The 20,690-nt window shown below is 38.8% G+C and carries 17 protein-coding genes, 1 tRNA gene and 1 pseudogene; 12 read left to right on the plus strand and 7 right to left on the minus strand.

The features are described 5' to 3' along the window. Nucleotides 1-20: 20 nt before the first annotated feature. Complete coding sequence (locus tag EJF25_RS18185; RefSeq protein ID WP_125042256.1) at nt 21-1,007, minus strand: lysylphosphatidylglycerol synthase transmembrane domain-containing protein; 987 nt, start codon at nt 1,005-1,007, stop codon at nt 21-23. A gap of 70 nt (nt 1,008-1,077) precedes the next feature. Between EJF25_RS18185 and rsmA the strand changes: the two genes are divergently transcribed. The 3 genes from rsmA (at nt 1,078) to EJF25_RS18200 (ending at nt 5,184) form a co-directional block, all read left to right on the plus strand. After that, a complete protein-coding gene (gene rsmA / locus EJF25_RS18190; RefSeq protein WP_125042257.1) occupies nt 1,078-1,887 on the plus strand; it encodes a 16S rRNA (adenine(1518)-N(6)/adenine(1519)-N(6))-dimethyltransferase RsmA in 810 nt (269 codons plus the stop codon). Nucleotides 1,888-1,913: 26 nt separating this feature from the next. Continuing rightward, nucleotides 1,914-3,254, plus strand: coding sequence for a magnesium transporter (gene mgtE, locus EJF25_RS18195; RefSeq protein WP_025074771.1), 1,341 nt, complete (start codon nt 1,914-1,916; stop codon nt 3,252-3,254). Between the two features lie 85 nt (nt 3,255-3,339). Next, entirely contained in the window at nt 3,340-5,184 is a 1,845-nt protein-coding gene (locus EJF25_RS18200; protein ID WP_125042258.1) for a DUF349 domain-containing protein, read from the plus strand. Nucleotides 5,185-5,508: 324 nt separating this feature from the next. Here EJF25_RS18200 and EJF25_RS18205 read toward each other — a convergent pair. Beyond that, nucleotides 5,509-5,579, minus strand: a tRNA-Gln gene (locus EJF25_RS18205). 264 nt (nt 5,580-5,843) lie between these two features. Between EJF25_RS18205 and rsfS the strand changes: the two genes are divergently transcribed. From rsfS to EJF25_RS18220, 3 genes are read left to right on the plus strand one after another with little or no spacing between them, the layout of a single operon-like run. After that, nucleotides 5,844-6,203 (plus strand): ribosome silencing factor, encoded by a 360-nt coding sequence (gene rsfS / locus EJF25_RS18210; protein ID WP_125042259.1) that lies wholly within the window; start codon nt 5,844-5,846, stop codon nt 6,201-6,203. A 9-nt stretch (nt 6,204-6,212) separates the two neighbouring features. Continuing rightward, complete coding sequence (ftsH, locus tag EJF25_RS18215) at nt 6,213-8,267, plus strand: ATP-dependent zinc metalloprotease FtsH (protein ID WP_125042260.1); 2,055 nt, start codon at nt 6,213-6,215, stop codon at nt 8,265-8,267. Between the two features lie 14 nt (nt 8,268-8,281). Then, on the plus strand, nt 8,282-9,124 hold the full coding sequence (locus tag EJF25_RS18220) for a phosphatidate cytidylyltransferase (RefSeq protein WP_125042261.1): 843 nt from the start codon (nt 8,282-8,284) through the stop codon (nt 9,122-9,124). A gap of 96 nt (nt 9,125-9,220) precedes the next feature. On the opposite strand, the gene EJF25_RS18225 is transcribed toward EJF25_RS18220, so the two are convergent. The 3 genes from EJF25_RS18225 to surE form a co-directional block, all read right to left on the minus strand. Further along, nucleotides 9,221-9,991 (minus strand): NigD1/NigD2 family lipoprotein, encoded by a 771-nt coding sequence (locus EJF25_RS18225; protein WP_125042262.1) that lies wholly within the window; start codon nt 9,989-9,991, stop codon nt 9,221-9,223. Between the two features lie 91 nt (nt 9,992-10,082). Further along, on the minus strand, nt 10,083-11,219 hold the full coding sequence (gene lpxB / locus EJF25_RS18230; protein WP_125042263.1) for a lipid-A-disaccharide synthase: 1,137 nt from the start codon (nt 11,217-11,219) through the stop codon (nt 10,083-10,085). Nucleotides 11,220-11,326: 107 nt separating this feature from the next. Next, complete coding sequence (surE, locus tag EJF25_RS18235; RefSeq protein WP_125042264.1) at nt 11,327-12,106, minus strand: 5'/3'-nucleotidase SurE; 780 nt, start codon at nt 12,104-12,106, stop codon at nt 11,327-11,329. Between the two features lie 492 nt (nt 12,107-12,598). Between surE and EJF25_RS18240 the strand changes: the two genes are divergently transcribed. The 6 genes and pseudogenes from EJF25_RS18240 to EJF25_RS18265 all read left to right on the plus strand — a co-directional run bounded on the left by EJF25_RS18240 (nt 12,599) and on the right by EJF25_RS18265 (nt 19,248). Beyond that, nucleotides 12,599-13,363, plus strand: a complete 765-nt coding sequence (locus tag EJF25_RS18240; protein ID WP_125042265.1) for a ParA family protein — start codon at nt 12,599-12,601, stop codon at nt 13,361-13,363. 10 nt (nt 13,364-13,373) lie between these two features. After that, complete coding sequence (locus EJF25_RS18245; protein ID WP_125042266.1) at nt 13,374-14,267, plus strand: ParB/RepB/Spo0J family partition protein; 894 nt, start codon at nt 13,374-13,376, stop codon at nt 14,265-14,267. Then, nucleotides 14,264-15,136: a DUF5683 domain-containing protein gene (locus EJF25_RS18250; RefSeq protein ID WP_125042267.1), complete on the plus strand. Its 873-nt coding sequence runs from the start codon at nt 14,264-14,266 to the stop codon at nt 15,134-15,136. The genes EJF25_RS18245 and EJF25_RS18250 overlap by 4 nt, the downstream gene beginning before the upstream one ends. A 32-nt stretch (nt 15,137-15,168) precedes the next feature. After that, nucleotides 15,169-16,463, plus strand: a pseudogene (locus tag EJF25_RS18255) (lytic transglycosylase domain-containing protein). A gap of 72 nt (nt 16,464-16,535) precedes the next feature. Next, a complete protein-coding gene (locus EJF25_RS18260) occupies nt 16,536-18,779 on the plus strand; it encodes a RelA/SpoT family protein (protein WP_125042268.1) in 2,244 nt (747 codons plus the stop codon). 46 nt (nt 18,780-18,825) lie between these two features. Beyond that, nucleotides 18,826-19,248: a hypothetical protein gene (locus tag EJF25_RS18265; protein ID WP_125042269.1), complete on the plus strand. Its 423-nt coding sequence runs from the start codon at nt 18,826-18,828 to the stop codon at nt 19,246-19,248. Between the two features lie 65 nt (nt 19,249-19,313). Here EJF25_RS18265 and EJF25_RS18270 read toward each other — a convergent pair whose 3' ends face one another. Continuing rightward, nucleotides 19,314-19,658: a MerR family transcriptional regulator gene (locus EJF25_RS18270; RefSeq protein WP_125042270.1), complete on the minus strand. Its 345-nt coding sequence runs from the start codon at nt 19,656-19,658 to the stop codon at nt 19,314-19,316. A gap of 21 nt (nt 19,659-19,679) precedes the next feature. After that, a complete protein-coding gene (locus tag EJF25_RS18275; protein WP_125042271.1) occupies nt 19,680-20,648 on the minus strand; it encodes a M23 family metallopeptidase in 969 nt (322 codons plus the stop codon). Nucleotides 20,649-20,690 lie beyond the last annotated feature (42 nt).

Here is a 20,690-nt window from a genome sequence, read left to right on the forward strand (position 1 = left end):
ACAAATAATTTATTAAGTGATTACTTTCGCTGTCTATTGGTAAGCGGCAAGGCTACCAAACCACATATGCCCAACAAAACTACTAAAAAGGTTTGAATCCCGTGCACAATCAGAGCAAATATTCCCGCATCTGTTACATTTACTCCATAAAGCATCATCATCGAAATGATAGCAAAGTGCCATGGCCCTGCCCCGTTAGGAGTAGGAACAATAACGGCAAACGTACCACCGACAAACATGACCAAGGCCGCCATGATCCCCAAATGAGCAGTAAACGAGAAACAGTAGAATGTAAAGTAGAAATGAAGAAAGTAACACCCCCAAATGGCTAATGTATAAAATATAAAAAGAGGAATATTACGTACTCCTTTCAAAGACATCACACCTTCCCAAATATTCAGAACAAAACCTTTTACACGTTCATAAAAAAAGAGAGTTTTTCGCAGCGCATACAGAAGCACTGCCACCCCAATAAAACAAAAGAGAACAATATAGAACCATACAGAAGTGAGAAGATGAAGTAAAGAAGGTATCTTTGTCCCGGTATCATGTAGAAATGTAACAAATATAGGCATTTGCAACAAAACAGTAATTCCCGTAATCAAAAGAATAGTCAGAGTATCGACAAGTCTTTCCGTAACAACTGTACCCAATGATTTAGCAAAAGAAACATTATCATACTTTGCCAATACACCGCAACGACTCACTTCTCCTATTCGAGGAATTAGCAGACTGGCCGCATAGGATATAAAAATAGCATTTACACAATCACTCTTTTTAGGAAATGCATCCAAAGGCTCCAAAGTCTGTCTCCATCGCCATGCACGAAAAATCTGTGCAAATACCCCAAACACTAAGGAAAAGAGCATCCACCACCAGTTTGTACCATGCAACAAGATCTCTTTAGCCTCTGCAAAATCAAAGTTTCGATAGACCCAATATAGAATAAAGCCACCTAAAACAATAGGTAATACCAGTTCTAGTGTCTTTTTTAATAGTTTCTTCATCCTTAATTCTTTATTCTTCATTTAAAAGAATTACCTTTGTCAACTGCAAAAGTAATTATTTAGTTGGTAAATGAAATTAGTAAAGCCTAAAAAGTTTCTCGGACAGCACTTTCTAAAAGATCTGAAAGTTGCACAGGATATTGCTGATACGGTTGATACTTTTCCCGAATTACCTATTCTGGAAGTAGGACCGGGTATGGGAGTATTGACACAGTTTCTGGTGAAGAAAGATCGTCCACTAAAAGTAGTGGAAGTAGACTATGAATCGGTGGCTTACCTCCGTGAGGCTTATCCGTCATTAGAAGATCATATCATTGAAGACGATTTCCTGAAAATGAATTTGCACCGACTGTTCGATGGACAACCTTTTGTTCTGACAGGTAATTACCCTTACAATATTTCCAGCCAGATATTTTTTAAAATGCTGGACAACAAAGATATCATTCCCTGTTGTACAGGAATGATTCAGAAAGAAGTAGCAGAACGAATTGCTGCGGGACCGGGTAGTAAAACATACGGTATCCTAAGCGTATTGATACAGGCTTGGTATAAAGTAGAATATTTATTTACTGTAAGTGAACATGTATTCAATCCACCTCCTAAGGTGAAAAGTGCAGTCATCCGCATGACTCGCAACGAAACAAAAGAGCTGGGATGCAATGAAAAACTATTCAAGCAAGTAGTGAAAACAACTTTCAATCAGCGACGTAAGACATTACGTAATTCCATTAAACCGATTCTTGGCAAAGATTGTCCTTTGACGGAAGATGTAGTATTCAATAAACGTCCTGAACAACTATCAGTAGAAGAATTCATCAATCTGACCAATCGGGTGGAAGCTGCTTTAAAAGCAACAAATACTCCGGAAGCAAATTCTTAATTCTCCATTTTTAATTCTTGATTGATATGAATGAGGAATATATAGATAATGTAAAACATCTTATTGAACAAAAGGACGCCGACAAGGTAAAAGAACTCTTAATCGATCTTCACCCTGCCGACATCGCTGAATTATGTAACGACCTGAATCCGGAAGAGGCCCGATTTATTTATCGTTTATTAGATAACGAAACCGCCGCCGATGTACTTGTTGAAATGGATGAAGACGTTCGTAAAGAGTTCCTCGAAATTCTTCCTTCCGAAACGATCGCCAAACGATTCGTAGACTATATGGATACGGATGACGCCGTAGACCTGATGCGCGAACTTGACGAAGACAAACAGGAAGAAGTACTTTCACACATCGAAGACATTGAACAGGCCGGGGACATCGTTGATCTGCTGAAATACGATGAAAACACAGCCGGTGGTTTGATGGGTACGGAAATGGTGCTGGTCAATGAGAACTGGAGTATGCCTGAATGTCTGAAAGAGATGCGACAACAGGCAGAAGAACTAGACGAAATATATTATGTATATGTTATTGATGATGATGAACGACTGAGAGGTATTTTCCCGCTAAAAAAAATGATCACTTCTCCTTCTGTATCAAAAGTAAAACACGTGATGCAGAAAGATCCTATATCAGTACATGTGGATACTCCCATTGATGAAGTGGTACAAGCTATTGAAAAGTATGACTTGGTAGCTATTCCCGTCATTGATAGTATAGGCCGTCTGGTTGGACAAATTACGGTTGATGACGTCATGGATGAGGTTCGTGAACAATCGGAACGTGATTACCAATTAGCATCCGGTCTTTCACAGGACGTAGAAACAGATGATAATGTACTTCGCCAGACAACGGCACGTCTGCCATGGCTACTAATCGGTATGCTTGGTGGAATCGGTAACTCTATGATATTGGGAAATTTTGATTCTACATTTGCAGCGCATCCGGAAATGGCATTATACATCCCACTTATTGGTGGTACGGGAGGAAATGTTGGTACCCAATCTTCCGCTATCATCGTCCAAGGTTTGGCTAACAGTTCTCTGGATGCTAAAAATACATTCAAACAAATTACTAAGGAATCAGTGGTAGCACTTATCAATGCGACCATCATTTCCTTATTGGTATATACTTATAATTTTATCCGTTTCGGAGCGACAGCCACAGTCACCTATTCTGTATCAATCAGTTTATTTGCTGTAGTAATGTTTGCTTCTATTTTTGGAACATTGGTCCCAATGACGCTTGAGAAATTCAAAATAGATCCGGCCATTGCGACAGGACCGTTTATAGCCATCACAAATGATATCATCGGAATGATGCTTTACATGGGAATTACGGTTTTATTATCATAAAAACAAGATAAATAAAAAAAAACAAGCAAAATAGTATGAAGTAATCGTTTTATTTCATTAATTTGTGACCCAAAACTAATATACAATGATGGACGCTCATGACACTAATCTACCTCTGAATCAAGGGGAATTAGAAGAAGAAAAGAAAACAGTCGAGGTTTCTGAAGAAATTACGGGAACTCCGGTTGAGGATTTTATTACCGAAGTTCAACCTGAAACAACATCTAAGTTTCCCACTAAGGAAGAGATATTGAAGCGGTTGAAGGAGCTTGCTCAAGATGCAGACAATGCTAATAAGCAAGAGATCGATAATCTGAAACAATCATTCTACAAGTTACATAATGCCGAAATGGAAACTGCCAAAAAACAGTTTATTGAGAATGGCGGTGCTCTAGAAGATTTCGTTCCTAAAGAAGACTCGGAAGAAAATGAATTCAAGCGGCTGATGGGAGCTATCAGAGAGAAAAGAAGCATGCAGGCTGCCGAGCTTGAACGCCAAAAAGAAGAAAACCTGCAGGTTAAACTTTCCATTATCGAAGAACTGAAAGAATTGGTAGAATCAGGAGATGACGCCAACAAATCATACACAGAGTTCAAGAAACTGCAACAGCAATGGAATGAAACTAAACTTGTTCCACAAGGAAAAGTTAATGAACTATGGAAGAACTACCAGCTATATGTAGAAAAGTTCTACGATCTACTGAAACTGAACAACGAATTTCGTGAATATGATTTCAAGAAAAATCTGGAAATCAAGACTCATCTTTGCGAAGCCGCTGAAAAGTTAGCCGATGAAGAAGATGTAGTTTCTGCCTTCCACCAACTTCAAAAGTTGCACCAGGAATTCCGTGATACAGGTCCGGTAGCCAAAGAATTGCGAGATGAGATATGGAATCGTTTCAAGGCTGCTTCTACAGCTGTAAACCGTCGTCATCAACAGCATTTTGAATCATTGAAAGAAGCTGAGCAAAATAATCTGGATCAAAAGACTGTAATTTGTGAGATTGTAGAAGCAATCGAATACGATGAACTGAAAACATTCTCTGCTTGGGAGAACAAAACTCAAGAGGTAATCGCTTTACAAAACAAATGGAAAACCATCGGTTTTGCACCGCAAAAGATGAATGTGAAGATCTTCGAACGTTTCCGTCATGCCTGCGATGACTTCTTCAAAAAGAAAGGAGATTTTTTCAAAAGCCTGAAAGAAGGAATGAACGAGAATCTTGAAAAGAAAAAAGCTCTTTGTGAGAAAGCAGAAGCCTTGAAAGATAGTACCGATTGGAAAGCTACAGCAGATGCTTTGACCAAACTTCAGAAAGAATGGAAAACCATCGGACCAGTAGCTAAGAAGTATTCGGATGCTATTTGGAAACGTTTCATCTCCGCTTGTGACTATTTCTTTGAACAAAAGAACAAAGCTACTTCTTCACAACGTTCCGTTGAAGTAGAGAACATGGAGAAAAAGAAAGCACTGATTGAAAAACTTTCTTCCATTGACGAAAATATGGAGATGGACGAAGCTAGTACGTTAGTGCGTGAACTAATGAAAGAATGGAATACGATCGGACATGTTCCGTTCAAAGAAAAAGATAAATTGTATAAGCAATATCATGGATTGATTGACCAACTATTCGATCGCTTCAACATCAGTGCATCAAACAAGAAGTTAAGCAATTTCCGTTCGAATATCAATAATATCCAGGAAAATGGTCCACAATCTCTTTATAGAGAACGTGAAAGGCTTACACGTATTTATGAGAACATGAAGAATGAACTCCAGACTTACGAAAACAACTTAGGGTTCCTGACTTCTACATCAAAAAAAGGTAGCAGTTTACTAACCGAACTCAACCGTAAAGTTGATAAATTGAAGGCTGACTTAGAACTAATTTTGCAAAAAATTAAAGTTATTGATGAGTCATTGAAATAATAATGACTCTTCATTAATAATAAAAACAGGTTTGGTTGTCTTCTGGCAGTCAAACCTGTTTTTTTTAAATATATTTTAGACAGTAAGAACAAAAGAATAATTTCTATACGACCTATCTTATCTAGCTATTTTTTCTTCTTTTGTCTTTATATTCTTATGCCTAAAAGGCTTAGTTTATGTTTCCAGCCAGTTTAAAATACAGGTTACCACCACCAACTATGATTTTTTTAATCCCATTACTTAAATCCCGAATCCTAAAATGCAAAAAACCTACTAAAAGAATTCTTCTAGTAGGTTTTCATCTGTAAAAAGTATATTTTTCTGTTGGGCTACCAAGATTCGAACTTGGAATGACAGGACCAGAATCTGTAGTGTTACCATTACACCATAGCCCAATACTTCTGTTTTGCGGGTGCAAAGATACAAAGTTTTCGCGAACTTCAAACAATTCCAATATTTTTTTTGCAAAAAAACTTCAAATTATCATTCCGAACAGAAGATTCTACACTAAAAAACACAAAAATTATGTCATAACTTTCTTGTATCCAATAAATCAATGTATATTTGTCAAAGATATCACGTTTATAAACTGAAACAAAGGGGAATCCTTTTTTGTTATAAACCAAAAGAGAACATGAATTATTAATTTCAATCTAAGAATGAACGAGACAAAGATATTAATTGAAAAAATAAAAGAGGGAATTCAAGAAAAGAAAGGTAAAAATATTATTATTGCCGATTTAACTAATATAGAAGATACTATCTGCAAATACTTCGTTATTTGTCAGGGAAACTCCCCAAGTCAAGTAAATGCCATTGTAGATTCAGTTAAAGAATTTGCACATAAAGGTGCAAACAGCAAACCTTATGCTGTTGATGGCCTACGTAATGCAGAATGGGTGGCTATGGATTATGCTGATGTATTAGTACATGTTTTTCTACCCGAAACCAGAGCTTTTTACAATCTTGAACATCTCTGGGCTGATGCCAAACTTACCCAAATTCCCGACCTTGACTAATTTATAATTATGGATAATAACAACGCTAATAATAACAAACCTAACAATAATAAGGTTAATATGCCCAAGTTCAATTTGAACTGGATGTACATGTTTATCGCCCTCATGCTTATTGCGCTTTATGTGAGTAGTAACTATGGTAATGTAGGTAGTAAAGCCGTTCCATACAGTGAGTTTGAGAAATATGTAAAAAACGGATATATCGGGAAAGTTATAGGCAATGATGATAGAACGATCGAAGCTTATATCAAATCCAATGCAGTAGGTGTTGTATTCGGAGGAGACTCCAGCAAAATTGGAAAAAATCCGATAGTAACTACTAATGGCCCGTCCAACGATGAATTAAATCAGTTTCTAAAAAAGGAACAAGAAGCAGGAAACTTTGACGGAACATTCGATTATCCGACAAAATCAGATCTATTTCCGACAATTCTGACCAGTCTACTGCCACTTGTATTGTTAGTCGCCTTGTGGATATTCTTCATGCGCCGGATGAGTGGCGGTGGCAGTGGTGGTGCCGGTGGTGTCTTCAATGTGGGTAAATCTAAAGCACAACTCTTTGAAAAAGGAGGATCTATAAAGATCACATTCAAAGATGTAGCAGGTCTGGCAGAAGCCAAACAAGAAGTTGAGGAGATTGTTGAATTTTTGAAAGAACCTCAAAAATATACGGATCTGGGAGGTAAAATACCTAAAGGTGCTCTACTAGTAGGTCCTCCGGGAACAGGTAAGACATTGCTTGCCAAAGCTGTTGCCGGTGAAGCAAATGTACCTTTCTTTTCCCTCGCCGGTTCCGACTTCGTAGAAATGTTTGTAGGCGTAGGCGCTTCTCGTGTACGTGACCTTTTTAAACAGGCAAAAGAAAAAGCTCCTTGTATTGTATTTATTGACGAGATCGATGCAGTAGGACGTGCTCGTGGTAAAAATCCCGCAATGGGAGGAAATGACGAACGGGAAAATACGCTGAACCAGCTATTAACAGAAATGGATGGTTTCGGTTCCAATAGCGGCGTCATTATTCTGGCTGCTACTAATCGTGTAGATGTGCTTGATAAAGCCTTGCTTCGTGCCGGACGTTTTGACCGTCAGATACATGTAGACTTACCTGACCTGAATGAACGAAAAGAAGTATTCGGTGTACATTTGCGCCCTATCAAAATAGACGATACTATCGATGTAGATTTGTTAGCACGCCAAACTCCGGGATTCTCCGGTGCAGATATTGCTAATGTTTGTAATGAAGCCGCATTGATCGCTGCCCGTCACGGTAAGAAATTCGTTGGCAAACAAGACTTCTTGGATGCTGTAGACCGTATCATCGGTGGTTTGGAAAAGAAAACTAAAATTACTACCGAAGCAGAGCGCCGTTCTATTGCTTTGCATGAAGCTGGACACGCATCTATTTCCTGGTTGCTGGAATATGCAAACCCATTGATTAAAGTTACCATTGTTCCTCGTGGACGTGCATTAGGTGCTGCCTGGTATTTACCGGAAGAACGCCAGATCACAACTAAAGAACAAATGTTAGATGAAATGTGTGCAACTTTAGGAGGACGTGCTGCCGAAGACTTATTTATCGGTCGTATTTCTACAGGCGCTATGAATGACTTGGAAAGAGTTACCAAACAAGCATACGGTATGATTGCTTATTTAGGAATGAGTGATAAACTGCCTAATTTGTGTTATTATAACAATGACGAATATTCTTTCAACCGTCCTTATAGCGAGAAAACAGCAGAGTTAATTGACGAAGAAGTCAAGAAAATGGTGAATGAGCAATATGAACGTGCTAAACAAATTTTGTCAGAGCACAAAGAAGGTCATAACAAATTAGCTCAATTATTGATAGATAAAGAAGTGATTTTTGCTGAAGACGTTGAACGTATCTTTGGTAAACGCCCATGGGCTTCACGATCTGAAGAGATTATGGCAGCTAAAGAAAGTCAGGCAGCAGCCGAAGCTGAAAGAAAGCTAGCCCAAGAAGTGAAGGAAAAAGAAAAAGAAATTAAAGAAGAAGAAGCTGAAAATACTGCGGAAGAAAAAAGGGCTGACTCTAATAACTAATAACACGAAAAACGTTGAATAGTAATTTTATAAAACGGGCTATTACCGGAATCCTCTTTGTCGCTATTCTGGTAGGATGTATCCTTTCGGGAACATTAAGTTTTGGTATTTTATTTGTTGTGATCAGTTCATTGACTATTTTTGAATATGGGCAACTGATAAACAACCGTGCAGAAGGAGCCAATGTTAATAAGTTCATCATCATGTTAGGAGGAGCTTATCTTTTTCTTGCAATCATGGCATTCTGTATCGATGCAGCAGATTCAAAGATATTCATTCCATATATAGTACTACTACTCTACCTGATGATTAGTGAACTATATCTGAAAAAAGAAAATCCGTTACTTAACTGGGCATATTCCATGCTTAGCCAGCTATACATCGGATTGCCTTTCGCCCTACTGAATGTTTTGGCATTCCATACAGATCCTGAATATAGCAGCGTAAGTTATAACCCGATATTGCCACTATCGATTTTCATTTTTCTATGGTTGAATGATACCGGAGCTTACTGTATCGGTTCATTAATCGGAAAGCATCGGCTTTTTGAACGCATTTCTCCTAAGAAATCATGGGAAGGTTCGATCGGAGGTGGAGTCGTTGGTATCGGAGCCTCTTTTGTACTTGCTCACTATTTCCCATTTTTATCTATGTGGGAATGGGCAGGCTTGGCATTGACTGTTGTAATATTCGGAACTTGGGGAGATTTAACCGAATCGTTACTGAAACGTCAGCTTCATGTAAAGGACTCGGGTACAATTCTTCCCGGACATGGAGGCCTACTCGATCGTTTTGACAGTTCTTTAATGGCAATTCCCGCAGCAGTCGTTTACCTATATGTGCTAACTTTGCTTTAATTTATTTTCGAGGGAATATTACAAAAAAGAAAAGACTGGGAGTTATTCTTATCAGAAAGCTCCCGGTCTTTTACACACTAACACATCAAAACATCACTATTGTATCATAGAAGAAACAGTATGTACTTCTTTCGATTTATCAGGCACACCCACCGGATGATCAAAGTCAAGAACTACAATTACACCTTCTCCATTTTCCTTTGAATTTATCTTAACCTTAAAACCTTTCATTTCAGGTTCTGCATTTTCATCCTTTTCAGTAGGATAAAACTCTTCCAGATTATAGGACACCCGTCCCCAGCCCCAATCATTTGTCACATCATCATAAGTATTATAACGTAATTCCAAATACACGTAGCCATCTTCATCCACATTTTGAGTTTCAGGTGCTTCTATCTTATTCTGAACTAAACTAATACGATGTTTTTTTGAAAAAGGAACATTCTGATTGAAGATAATATTCAAGAACTTTCCTCCAAGCCACATATCTCCTTGATAAATCAAAATAGGATCATTACCGAACTCCTCTTCATTCTCTGCGGTCATCTCCTCCACTTCTTTGGTCAACACTTCATTAATACCTTTCATCTGCACTTGTACCCCGTCCTTAGTATCAGCTAAAGGATTAAAAATTGCAACTACACGTTTTCCATCCACTGGTCGATACCATGGAATTGCAGTAGTAACCGGATCAATAATCCCCCAACGGTCACCTTCTAAATAAAAACCGCCACCACCTGTAGCATGAACCGTTGCCCAGTCCCAACTAAAATCACCGATAGAATAATAATCATCGTCATCACACGATTGCAGCATAGGTACTAATGCCAGCAGCAACAAGCCTAAAATCCAATTAATTTTTTTCATATTAGTTCTTTTCTTTGTTAATCTTCTGTTTTATAAATAAAAAAACCGGGCAATTACTGCACCGGCTTTACGTTTATTCAGAAAAAGAAAGTTATTTTTTCAAAGTCCTCAGCATTTCATGCGCTGCTTGCTTGGGAGCTCCTGCAGGTCCTAACCGTTCTGCCACGTATGTATATCCCGCAAGCATAGTTTTCCTATATTCTGCATCTTCAAGAATATTCTTTAATTCCTGCTGCATATTTCCAACTGTCATCGTATCAGCTACCAACTCCTTCACGACCTCTCGGTCTGCAATCAAATTGACTAATGAAATATATTTCACTTTCAATATATGATGACGTAGGAATGAGATTACCTTTCCTATAGGAGTATGATAACAAACAACTTGAGGAACACGAAACAACGCAGTTTCAAGTGTTGCGGTTCCGGAAGTGACTAATGCAACTTCCGCATGCTGTAAAAGACGATAGGTTTGTTCAAAAACGATCTTCACTTTCGCTTGTCCTATATATTGTTTATAATATTCCGGCGAAATATTTGGCGCACCCGCCAAAACAACTTGATAGTTCGGAAAAGCAGAAACAGCTTTCAACATATCCGGCAAGTTATCCTTTATTTCCTGCTTTCTGCTACCCGCCAATAAAGCAATAATAGGTTTATCTTCCAAGTTATTATCAGTAATAAACTCCTGAAGGTTTTTAGGATTAGCTTCCTGATATGCAGTTACTTCATCCATTGTAGGATTTCCTACATAATGAATTGGGTATTGATGTTTATCCTCAAAAAACTCCACTTCAAAGGGAAGTATGGAAAAGAGTTCATCCACATCCCTCTTAATATTCTTAATGCGGTATTCCTTCCAAGCCCAGATTTTCGGAGAAATAAAATAATAAACCGGAATCTGTGTTTGCGCATGAACGAACTTGGCAATATTGAGATTAAATCCCGGATAGTCTACCAATATCACTACATCCGGATTCCAAGCCACAATATCCTCTTTGCAACGTTTCATGTTAGCAAAAATAGTACGCAAATGAAGTAGCACAGGAATAAATCCCATGTATGCCAGTTCCTTATAGTGCTTCACCATTGTCCCTCCAACAGCAGCCATCAAGTCTCCTCCGAAAAAACGGAAGTCGGCTTGTGGATCTTCTGCTTTCAAAGCAGACATCAAATGGGAAGCATGTAAGTCACCGGAGGCTTCACCAACAATCAAATAATATTTCATGGAACAATTAATTAATAAATTGAAGAACGAATTGTGAAAAACAAACAATGACGAATGAAGAATTGACTATGCAGTAAACACGTAGCCTATTCTTCATTCATTGTTTATTATTCTTCATTTCCCTCCATCCATTGATTTAGCTCATCTATAAAATCATAAGCAGTTAAATCAACCTTAGTTGGAGTAATAGCAACATATCCGTTAGCCAATGCCCAGTGATCATTTTTCTCATTTTCCGGTTCGTGATCGGTAAATTCACCTGTCAACCAGAAATAATTCCGATCGTTTTGACGTGGACAAACTTCCCACTCATTCGTCCAACATCCTTTTGCTTGTTCGCATACCTTTATTCCTTTAATATCAGGAGTATCTGGGAAATTTACATTCAGACAAGTCAAAGGAGGCAAACCTTTTTCCAATACCATTGCTGCAATTTTACGTATATATGGACCGGCTGCTTCAAAATCAGCACCCATATCGTGATTACATAAAGAGAAGCCTATAGATGGAACACCATTCAGACAACCTTCAATCACAACGCCCATCGTACCGGAATAATGCACATTTGTAGCAGAATTATCCCCATGATTAATACCGCCAACCACTAAATCAGGCTTGCGATCGAGCACCGTATTCCATGCAAGTTTAATGCAATCAGTCGGTGTTCCTGAACATTTATATACCGTCACTCCTACTTCCTGCTTAACTAATTTATAATGTACAGGCTGTGTCACCGTTAATGCACTGCTACTACCGGAACGCGGAGCATCAGGCGCCATTACTACAATTTCTCCCAATGTTCGAAGAAACTTAACCAATTCACTAATACCCTTAGCCATGATACCATCATCATTCGACACAAGTATCAGCGGTCGTTTATTTTCCATACTTTCAATCCTTTCCTTTTAAATATCTGCACAAAAGTAACAAAAAGTAGACGTAATACCAACCACGCACCTCTTTAATAATTAATCCATCACCTTATACATACGATTCGCCTAACCTAGAAAAGTTTATTTGTTCCACAGCTATCTCCGTTTCGTTCCATAATTGTGGAACGAACCAATCATCACATATCCAAATTCTAAGAATCGCTCCCCTTCGAGCTATATAGTACTATTCAGCACATTGCCACTCGTTTACAAATCTTAATCTTCTGCAAGCGACCAAAAAAAGAAATAGATTTCCAATATAAATATGTATATTTGCAAACTAAGAAAAGAAAATCTGATGATAAAACTGCCAAAGTTTTGTAATTGCTTAGCCTGGCAGTTATTAACAAAACAGGTGACTTATCAACAGAAATTGCAAAGTTTCTATTTTTTCGTAGGCGCTCTAAGGATTTATCACTTATTTCGCTGCCAATAAATTTAGAGAATATGGGAAAAATTATTGCTTTGGCCAATCAAAAAGGTGGTGTAGGTAAAACAACGACTACGATCAATCTCGCAGCGTCACTTGCCACACTCGAAAAAAAAGTACTCGTGGTAGATGCCGATCCGCAAGCAAATGCCTCTTCCGGTCTGGGAGTGGACATCAAGCAATCGGAATGTACTATCTATGAGTGCATTATAGACAGAGCCAATGTACAGGAAGCCATCCTCGACACGGAAATAGATTCTTTAAAAGTCATCTCTTCACACATCAATCTTGTAGGAGCCGAGATTGAAATGCTAAACCTTCCCAATCGAGAAAAGATACTAAAGGAAGTACTTACGCCCTTGAAGAAGGAATATGACTATATCTTGATAGATTGTTCACCGTCGTTAGGACTGATTACTATCAATGCATTGACTGCTGCCGATTCGGTAATCATCCCTGTGCAAGCTGAATATTTTGCCCTTGAAGGAATCAGTAAGTTACTGAATACAATCAAAATCATTAAGTCAAAATTGAACCCTGCTTTAGAAATCGAAGGATTCCTGCTTACCATGTACGATTCTCGTTTACGGCAAGCCAATCAGATTTACGACGAAGTGAAGCGACATTTCCAGGAATTAGTGTTCAACACTGTTATTCAACGAAATGTCAAACTGAGTGAAGCACCTAGTTACGGTATTCCGACTATCCTTTATGATGCGGACTCCACCGGTTCAAAAAATCACCTTGCTCTCGCAAAAGAGATTATTAACAGAAATAAATAACGAAGAAGATATGGCAACACAAAAAAGAAATGCATTAGGACGTGGACTCGACGCCTTGCTCTCAATGGATGATGTGAAAACCGAAGGTTCTTCTTCCATTAATGAAATAGAATTGGCTAAGATTTCTGTCAATCCCAACCAACCACGTCGTGAATTTGATCCGACGGCATTACAGGAATTGGCGGATTCAATTGCAGAAATCGGTATTATCCAACCAATCACTCTACGCAAACTCTCGGATGATGAATACCAGATCATCGCCGGAGAGCGTCGTTACCGTGCTTCACAAAAAGCAGGAATGAAAACAATCCCTGCCTACATCCGCACAGCCGACGACGAAAACATGATGGAAATGGCGCTGATTGAAAACATCCAGCGTGAAGACCTGAATGCGGTGGAAATAGCACTCGCCTATCAGCATCTGCTCGACCAATATGAATTAACTCAGGAACGCTTGAGCGAGCGTATCGGTAAAAACCGAACAACTATTGCCAACTACCTGCGTTTACTGAAACTGCCGGCCCCGATACAGATGGCTCTGCAAAACAAGCAGATTGATATGGGACATGCTCGTGCATTGATTTCATTAGGCGACCCTAAATTGCAAGTAAAAATATTCGAAGAGATACAAGAACATGGATACTCCGTCCGCAAAGTGGAAGAGATAGTTAAATCGCTTAGCGAAGGAGAAATCGTGAAAAGCGGTACACGAAAGATCACTCCCAAACGTGCCAAACTTCCAGAAGAGTTTAATTTATTAAAGCAACAACTCTCTGGGTTCTTTAACACCAAGGTACAACTCACCTGCTCCGAGAAAGGAAAAGGAAAGATCAGCATTCCTTTCGGAAATGAGGAGGAATTGGAACGTATCATGGAAATCTTCGATACGCTAAAAAGTAAATGACTAGAAAAAGTAAAAGATATCAGCTACTTATCATTACCCTGCTTCTCTGTTTTATACAGGTGGCAGGGATTGATGTGTATGCACAGGAGCCTGTAACACCAGTACAGAAAGATAGTACGATTCTGCAACGGCAGCCTCCGAAAGCACGTGCACGAAGACATCGTGACCCTGCTCAAGAACAGGATTCATTGAAGAAAGACTCTATAAAATTACTAAAACCGGAACGATTGCAATCAGTAGATAGTTTGTCTGCTGCAAAAATACAGGTAGCTGATAGTCTGAAAGCCTCCAATCAAATAGAGTTGAAAAAGATAGAACAACCAGAAGCAATTGTTATCAACCAAGACAGTCTTCCACCTGTACAGGATCTTAACAAAAAAATATTCGTACCGAATCCAACCAGAGCCACCTGGCTCGCTGTTGTTTTTCCCGGTGGAGGGCAGATATACAATCGAAAGTATTGGAAGTTACCTATCATTTACGGAGGATTTGCCGGTTGCGCCTATGCACTAAGTTGGAATGGGAAAATGTATAAAGACTATTCTCAGGCTTATTTGGACATAATGGACAGCAATCCGAATACTAAAAGTTATGAAGATTTGTTACCTCCTAATGCCAATTATAGTGAAGAGCAATTGAAAAATACTATTAAAAATAGAAAGGATATGTTCCGGAGATACCGGGACCTCAGTATATTTGCATTTATCGGAGTATATATCATTTCCATTATCGACGCTTATGTGGATGCGGAATTGTCCAATTTCGATATTACCCCCGACCTGAGCATGCGAGTTGAACCAGCAATTATTAATAACCAATTTAACTCCAACAAGAAATCAGTCGGCCTACAATGCGTATTACGATTTTAAAAGCACAACTAAGATTGAAGTTATTATTAAACATGAAGAAATTAGTAAACTATTGTCCGATTATTTTCTTTTTTTTACTAGCAATCCCGCAAGCTAGAGCCCAAAGTGTAGATGTAGTCATACATGAAATGGAACCGAGCGTAAAGAAAGCATCGATTTGCCAATGAGTATGACCTACCCGCTAGACATCTTATTGAATGACTGGAAGGCTAAAAATTATGTCGATTTAGGTAAAGATTGCAGTACAGCGGAAGTAAATCCCCTATTCAGCGATTCTGTCTATATCGACCGCCTCTCACGTATCCCGGCTATTATGGAAATGCCTTATAATGAGATTGTGCGTAAGTTTATTGATATGTATGCCGGACGTTTACGCAATCAGGTTTCTTTCATGTTGAGTGCCTGCAACTTTTATATGCCGATTTTTGAAGAAGCATTGGATGCCTATGGACTTCCATTGGAATTAAAATACCTGCCTATTATAGAATCAGCTTTGAACCCATCTGCTATATCGCGTGCAGGTGCCTCAGGATTATGGCAATTTATGATTGGAACCGGAAAAATCTATGGTTTAGAATCTAATAGCTTAGTGGACGAACGTCGTGACCCTATTAAAGCTACATGGGCTGCCGCACGTTATTTGAAAGAGATGTATACAATTTATGGAGACTGGAATCTGGTCATCGCTGCCTACAATTGTGGTCCCGGTACTATTAACAAAGCGATCCGTCGCGCAGGAGGTGAAACTGATTATTGGAAAATCTACAATTTCTTACCCAAAGAAACCAAAGGATATGTACCTGCCTTTATTGCTGCCAACTATGTGATGACTTATTACTGCGATCATAACATTTGTCCGATGGAGACAAATATTCCGGCAAGCACAGACACAGTACAGGTAAACAAGAACCTGCACTTCGATCAGATCTCAGAAATATGCAACGTTCCTTTAGACGAAATAAAGAGTTTAAACCCGCAATATAAGAAACAGATCATACCAGGAGAAAGCAAACCTTATACTTTGCGACTTCCCATCAACGCAATCAGTACTTTCATAGATAAACAAGATACTATCTATGCACATCGGGCCGACGAATTATTCCGTAACAGAAAAACGGTTGCAGTAAAGGAACCTACTCCTACTACACGCAAACAGACCGCAGCTGTTACAGGTAAAGGTAAGCTTACCTATTATAGTATCAAAAGTGGAGACACTTTATCTTCTATTGCTGAAAAATTAAATGTCCGGGTGAAAGATATCCAAAGTTGGAACGGAATGTCCAATACCAAAATATCTGCGGGGAAACGATTGAAAATATACAAATAAACAGTTTCTCGCTTGCTTCGTTCAGAAAATTGTTTATTTTTGCAAAACTAAGCAAGTGAAAGGATAACAAATATGGATAATCTGAGTCCCAAAGAAATAGCAGATGAGGAGATGATCAATCAGGCATTTCAAGAATTACTGAATGATTATCTCGCTACCAAACATCGCAAACGAGTTGAAATCATAACCAAAGCTTTCAACTTTGCCAATCAGGCACATAAAGGCATTAAACGCCGTTCCGGTGAGCCCTATATTATGCACCCTATCGCAGTTGCCAAAATTGTGTGCAACGAAATCGGATTGGGTTCTACTTCTATTTGTGCAGCTTTGTTGCATGATGTAGTTGAAGATACCGACTATACAGTAGAAGATATAGAAAATATCTTTGGTCCTAAAATAGCCCAGATTGTAGATGGACTTACTAAAATTTCCGGTGGTATCTTTGGAGATCGTGCTTCAGCTCAAGCAGAGAACTTTAAAAAGCTACTGCTCACCATGTCTAATGATATCCGCGTTATTCTGATTAAAATAGCTGACCGTTTACACAATATGCGAACTCTCGGCTCCATGTTACCAAACAAACAGTTTAAGATAGCCGGTGAGACTCTTTATATTTATGCACCATTAGCAAATCGTCTGGGACTCTATAAGATTAAAACGGAACTGGAGAATCTCAGTTTCAAGTACGAACATCCTGAAGAGTATGTCGAAATAGAAGAAAAGCTGAATGCTACAGCAGCCGAACGTGATAAAGTATTCAATGATTTCACAGCTCCTATCCGTACTCAATTGGATAAAATGGGACTGAAATATCGGATTCTGGCAAGAGTAAAGTCAATCTATTCCATCTGGAACAAAATGCAAACCAAGCATGTTCCTTTCGAGGAAATCTATGATCTACTGGCTGTCCGCATTATTTTCGAGCCACGCAATCAAGAGGAAGAGCTCAATGATTGTTTCGATATTTACGTATCTATTTCCAAGATATACAAGCCTCATCCCGATCGACTTCGTGACTGGGTAAGCCACCCGAAAGCGAACGGATATCAGGCATTGCACGTCACCCTGATGGGGAATAACGGCCAATGGATTGAAGTCCAGATTCGTAGCGAGCGTATGAATGACGTCGCCGAACAAGGCTTTGCAGCTCATTGGAAGTACAAAGAAGGAGGAGGTAGCGAAGACGAAGGAGAATTGGAAAAATGGCTGAAAACAATCAAAGAAATACTTGATGATCCGCAGCCGGATGCAATAGATTTTCTGGATACCATTAAGCTAAATCTGTTTGCTTCTGAGATTTTTGTGTTCACGCCTAAAGGAGAGTTAAAGACGATGCCTCAAAACTCAACAGCACTCGACTTTGCCTTCTCATTACACACAGATATAGGTAGTCACTGTATTGGTGCTAAGGTTAATCACAAACTTGTTCCATTAAGCCACAAGTTACAAAGCGGTGACCAAGTCGAAATTTTAACTTCAAAATCACAACGTGTACAACCTCAGTGGGAAGTATTTGCAACCACTGCTCGCGCTCGTGCCAAGATCGCTGCTATTCTTCGTAAAGAACGTAAAGCTAACCAAAAGATCGGTGAAGAGTTATTGAACGAATTCCTTAAAAAAGAAGAAGTTCGTCCAGATGAAGTAATCATCGAAAAGCTACGTAAGTTCCATAATTCAAAGAATGAAGAAGAGTTTTTGGCAGCTATCGGCAGTAAAGCCATCGTACTGGGTGATGCTGACAGAAATGAGCTCAAAGAAAAACAAACCAGTAATTGGAAAAAATATCTAACTTTCTCTTTTGGAAATAACACCAAAGAAAAACAAGAAGAGAAGGAGCCACAGGAAAAAGAAACGATCAATCCGAAGGAAATACTGAAACTCACGGAAGAAAGTTTGCAAAAGAAATACATCATGGCAGAATGTTGTCATCCTATTCCCGGTGACGATGTTTTAGGGTACATTGATGAAAATAATCGAATCATTATTCACAAACGACAATGCCCTGTTGCCGCTAAGTTGAAAAGCAGCTATGGAAACCGCATTTTGGCAACTGAATGGGATACGCATAAAGAACTTTCTTTCCTTGTATATGTATATATAAAAGGTATAGACAGTATGGGATTACTGAATGAAGTAACACAAGTTATTTCCAGACAATTGAATGTAAATATCCGTAAGCTGGCAATTGAAACCAATGACGGAATCTTTGAAGGTAAGATACAATTATGGGTTCATGATGCTGAAGATGTAAGGGCTATCTGTAGTAATTTGAAAAAGATTCAGAATATCAAGCAGGTTACTCGAGTAGAAGAGTAGAGAAGTAACACACGCCAATCATATTATGAAAAAGCAAATGAAAAACATGAAGAAGTTACTATTACTATCATTTACTGCAATTGCTCTTTCCAGTTGTGACTTTTGTGCTCTTGGAAAGATAGAGAACCAAACAAATGATACAATAAGAATAGTCTGTTATACTACTGAATCACTTTCGACATTTTATGCCAAAGGTGCAACTAAAGAATATAATGATAAGACAGGCGGTTATTTTTTCAGAATAAACCGGAATGGGAATGAGGGTCCTTATCATCAATTAAACGATAGCACCGTCTACTTCGACATTGCACCCAAAAGTTCCTTTAATAATATACGAATGGGTATGAACTTCACCTGGAGTGAGGAAAGAGTTCAAACCTTTCTATCCTATATAAAACGAATGGAAATCAGAACACCTAACAATACCTTAGTATATAATGGGGGAAAACAGTTAAACAATCTCTTTTAGAGAATAGAGACTCTAATAAAAAAATCCGAATTAATATAGAAAAATAGAGTTCTGAGGTATTCTCCCTAATCTCGCCCATCCAACTCTCTTTTAATAGCTAGCAATTCTTCTTTGATGTCTTTTAGCCGATTGACTATTTCATAGTTACGTATAGTAGCTTCCTTATTATCTTTCAACCGCTGCCGAGCACCCGGAAGCGTCATACCTTTCTCTTTTACCAAATGGTAAATCAGTCTTATAGTTTCTACGTCCTCCTTGCGATATTGACGTACTCCTCTTCCACTAGTTCTGGGAGAAATCTGTGGAAATTCTTTTTCCCAGAACCGAAGTAAAGAAGGATTGACACCAAACATATCAGCCACTTCCGCAATCGAATAATATAATTTTAATTCTTTATCAGTATGAAGCATGAAACTCGTTGTTTAAAGTAATTAATCGAATACCTTACCATGGTTAGCTGCTAATTGGATCATCTTTTCATAATCTTCAGCACTTAAATCCATGAAATAATAGTTGATTGGATTGACAATCTGCCCTTTCACATGGACTTCATAATGCAAATGAGGCCCCGTACTTTTTCCCGTACTTCCCACTTTACCAATTACTTCACCACGCACTACTTTCTTTCCAACTTTCGTATTGAATCCTTGCAAGTGAGCATAACGAGTCAAATAACCAAAGCCATGATCAATTTCGATCGTATTCCCGTATCCAGTTTCCCATCCTACTTTCACCACGGTACCATCACCTGTTGCATACACATCAGTTCCGGGATGCGCAGAGAAATCCATCCCGGCATGGAATTTAGTTGTACCATAAATAGGATCGACACGTGTACCATAACCGGATGCAGTCTGACGAAGATCTTTATTGGAAATAGGCTGAATAGCCGGAATACATTTCAACATTTCATCATGGTTCTTACACATATCCACTACATCATCAAAAGATTTGGATTGGATATAAAGTTGTTTGGAAAGTACGTCTAACTTCTGAGTTGTATTCACTACCAACTTTGAATTGACCATATCCATCAATTCCTCATAACGGTTCGTTCCTCCGTAACCCGCCTGGCGAATGGCCGGAGAGATAGGATCAGCTTGCAGAATTACCCGATACAAATTATCATCACGTTGCTGGATATCTTGAAGAACACCCATTGCATCATCCAAACGGCGAGAAAGGACATTATATTGTGCCTGCAAACGGCTGTTTTCAATTCTAAGTTCCTTCTCAGACGGAGAGCCAAATACCAGAAGTAACACGAGGAAACACCCCGCTCCCAACCCCATACCGATAAAAAGCCGCCGCAAAATACTAAGCGCACGTTGTCGTACGGTAGGGTAAATTCGGTCATACGTCTGTGTCTGTGGATTATATATGTAGTATACTTTACGCATCTTTTTGGAAATATTTCGCACATTAATACGGCAAAAATAATA

It is taken from the genome of Bacteroides faecalis, assembly GCF_003865075.1.
In the GTDB taxonomy this organism is placed as follows: Bacteria; Bacteroidota; Bacteroidia; order Bacteroidales; family Bacteroidaceae; genus Bacteroides; species Bacteroides faecalis.

Excerpts from the sequence above, each read along its gene's own strand:
- EJF25_RS18185 (WP_125042256.1), bottom strand. The coding sequence starts at position 1,007 with ATGAAGAAACTATTAAAAAAGACACTAGAACTGGTATTACCTATTGTT.
- rsmA (WP_125042257.1), top strand. The coding sequence starts at position 1,078 with ATGAAATTAGTAAAGCCTAAAAAGTTTCTCGGACAGCACTTTCTAAAA.
- mgtE (WP_025074771.1), top strand. The coding sequence starts at position 1,914 with ATGAATGAGGAATATATAGATAATGTAAAACATCTTATTGAACAAAAG.
- EJF25_RS18200 (WP_125042258.1), top strand. The coding sequence starts at position 3,340 with ATGATGGACGCTCATGACACTAATCTACCTCTGAATCAAGGGGAATTA.
- rsfS (WP_125042259.1), top strand. The coding sequence starts at position 5,844 with ATGAACGAGACAAAGATATTAATTGAAAAAATAAAAGAGGGAATTCAA.
- ftsH (WP_125042260.1), top strand. The coding sequence starts at position 6,213 with ATGGATAATAACAACGCTAATAATAACAAACCTAACAATAATAAGGTT.
- EJF25_RS18225 (WP_125042262.1), bottom strand. The coding sequence starts at position 9,991 with ATGAAAAAAATTAATTGGATTTTAGGCTTGTTGCTGCTGGCATTAGTA.
- lpxB (WP_125042263.1), bottom strand. The coding sequence starts at position 11,219 with ATGAAATATTATTTGATTGTTGGTGAAGCCTCCGGTGACTTACATGCT.
- surE (WP_125042264.1), bottom strand. The coding sequence starts at position 12,106 with ATGGAAAATAAACGACCGCTGATACTTGTGTCGAATGATGATGGTATC.
- EJF25_RS18240 (WP_125042265.1), top strand. The coding sequence starts at position 12,599 with ATGGGAAAAATTATTGCTTTGGCCAATCAAAAAGGTGGTGTAGGTAAA.
- EJF25_RS18245 (WP_125042266.1), top strand. The coding sequence starts at position 13,374 with ATGGCAACACAAAAAAGAAATGCATTAGGACGTGGACTCGACGCCTTG.
- EJF25_RS18250 (WP_125042267.1), top strand. The coding sequence starts at position 14,264 with ATGACTAGAAAAAGTAAAAGATATCAGCTACTTATCATTACCCTGCTT.
- EJF25_RS18260 (WP_125042268.1), top strand. The coding sequence starts at position 16,536 with ATGGATAATCTGAGTCCCAAAGAAATAGCAGATGAGGAGATGATCAAT.
- EJF25_RS18265 (WP_125042269.1), top strand. The coding sequence starts at position 18,826 with ATGAAGAAGTTACTATTACTATCATTTACTGCAATTGCTCTTTCCAGT.
- EJF25_RS18270 (WP_125042270.1), bottom strand. The coding sequence starts at position 19,658 with ATGCTTCATACTGATAAAGAATTAAAATTATATTATTCGATTGCGGAA.
- EJF25_RS18275 (WP_125042271.1), bottom strand. The coding sequence starts at position 20,648 with ATGCGTAAAGTATACTACATATATAATCCACAGACACAGACGTATGAC.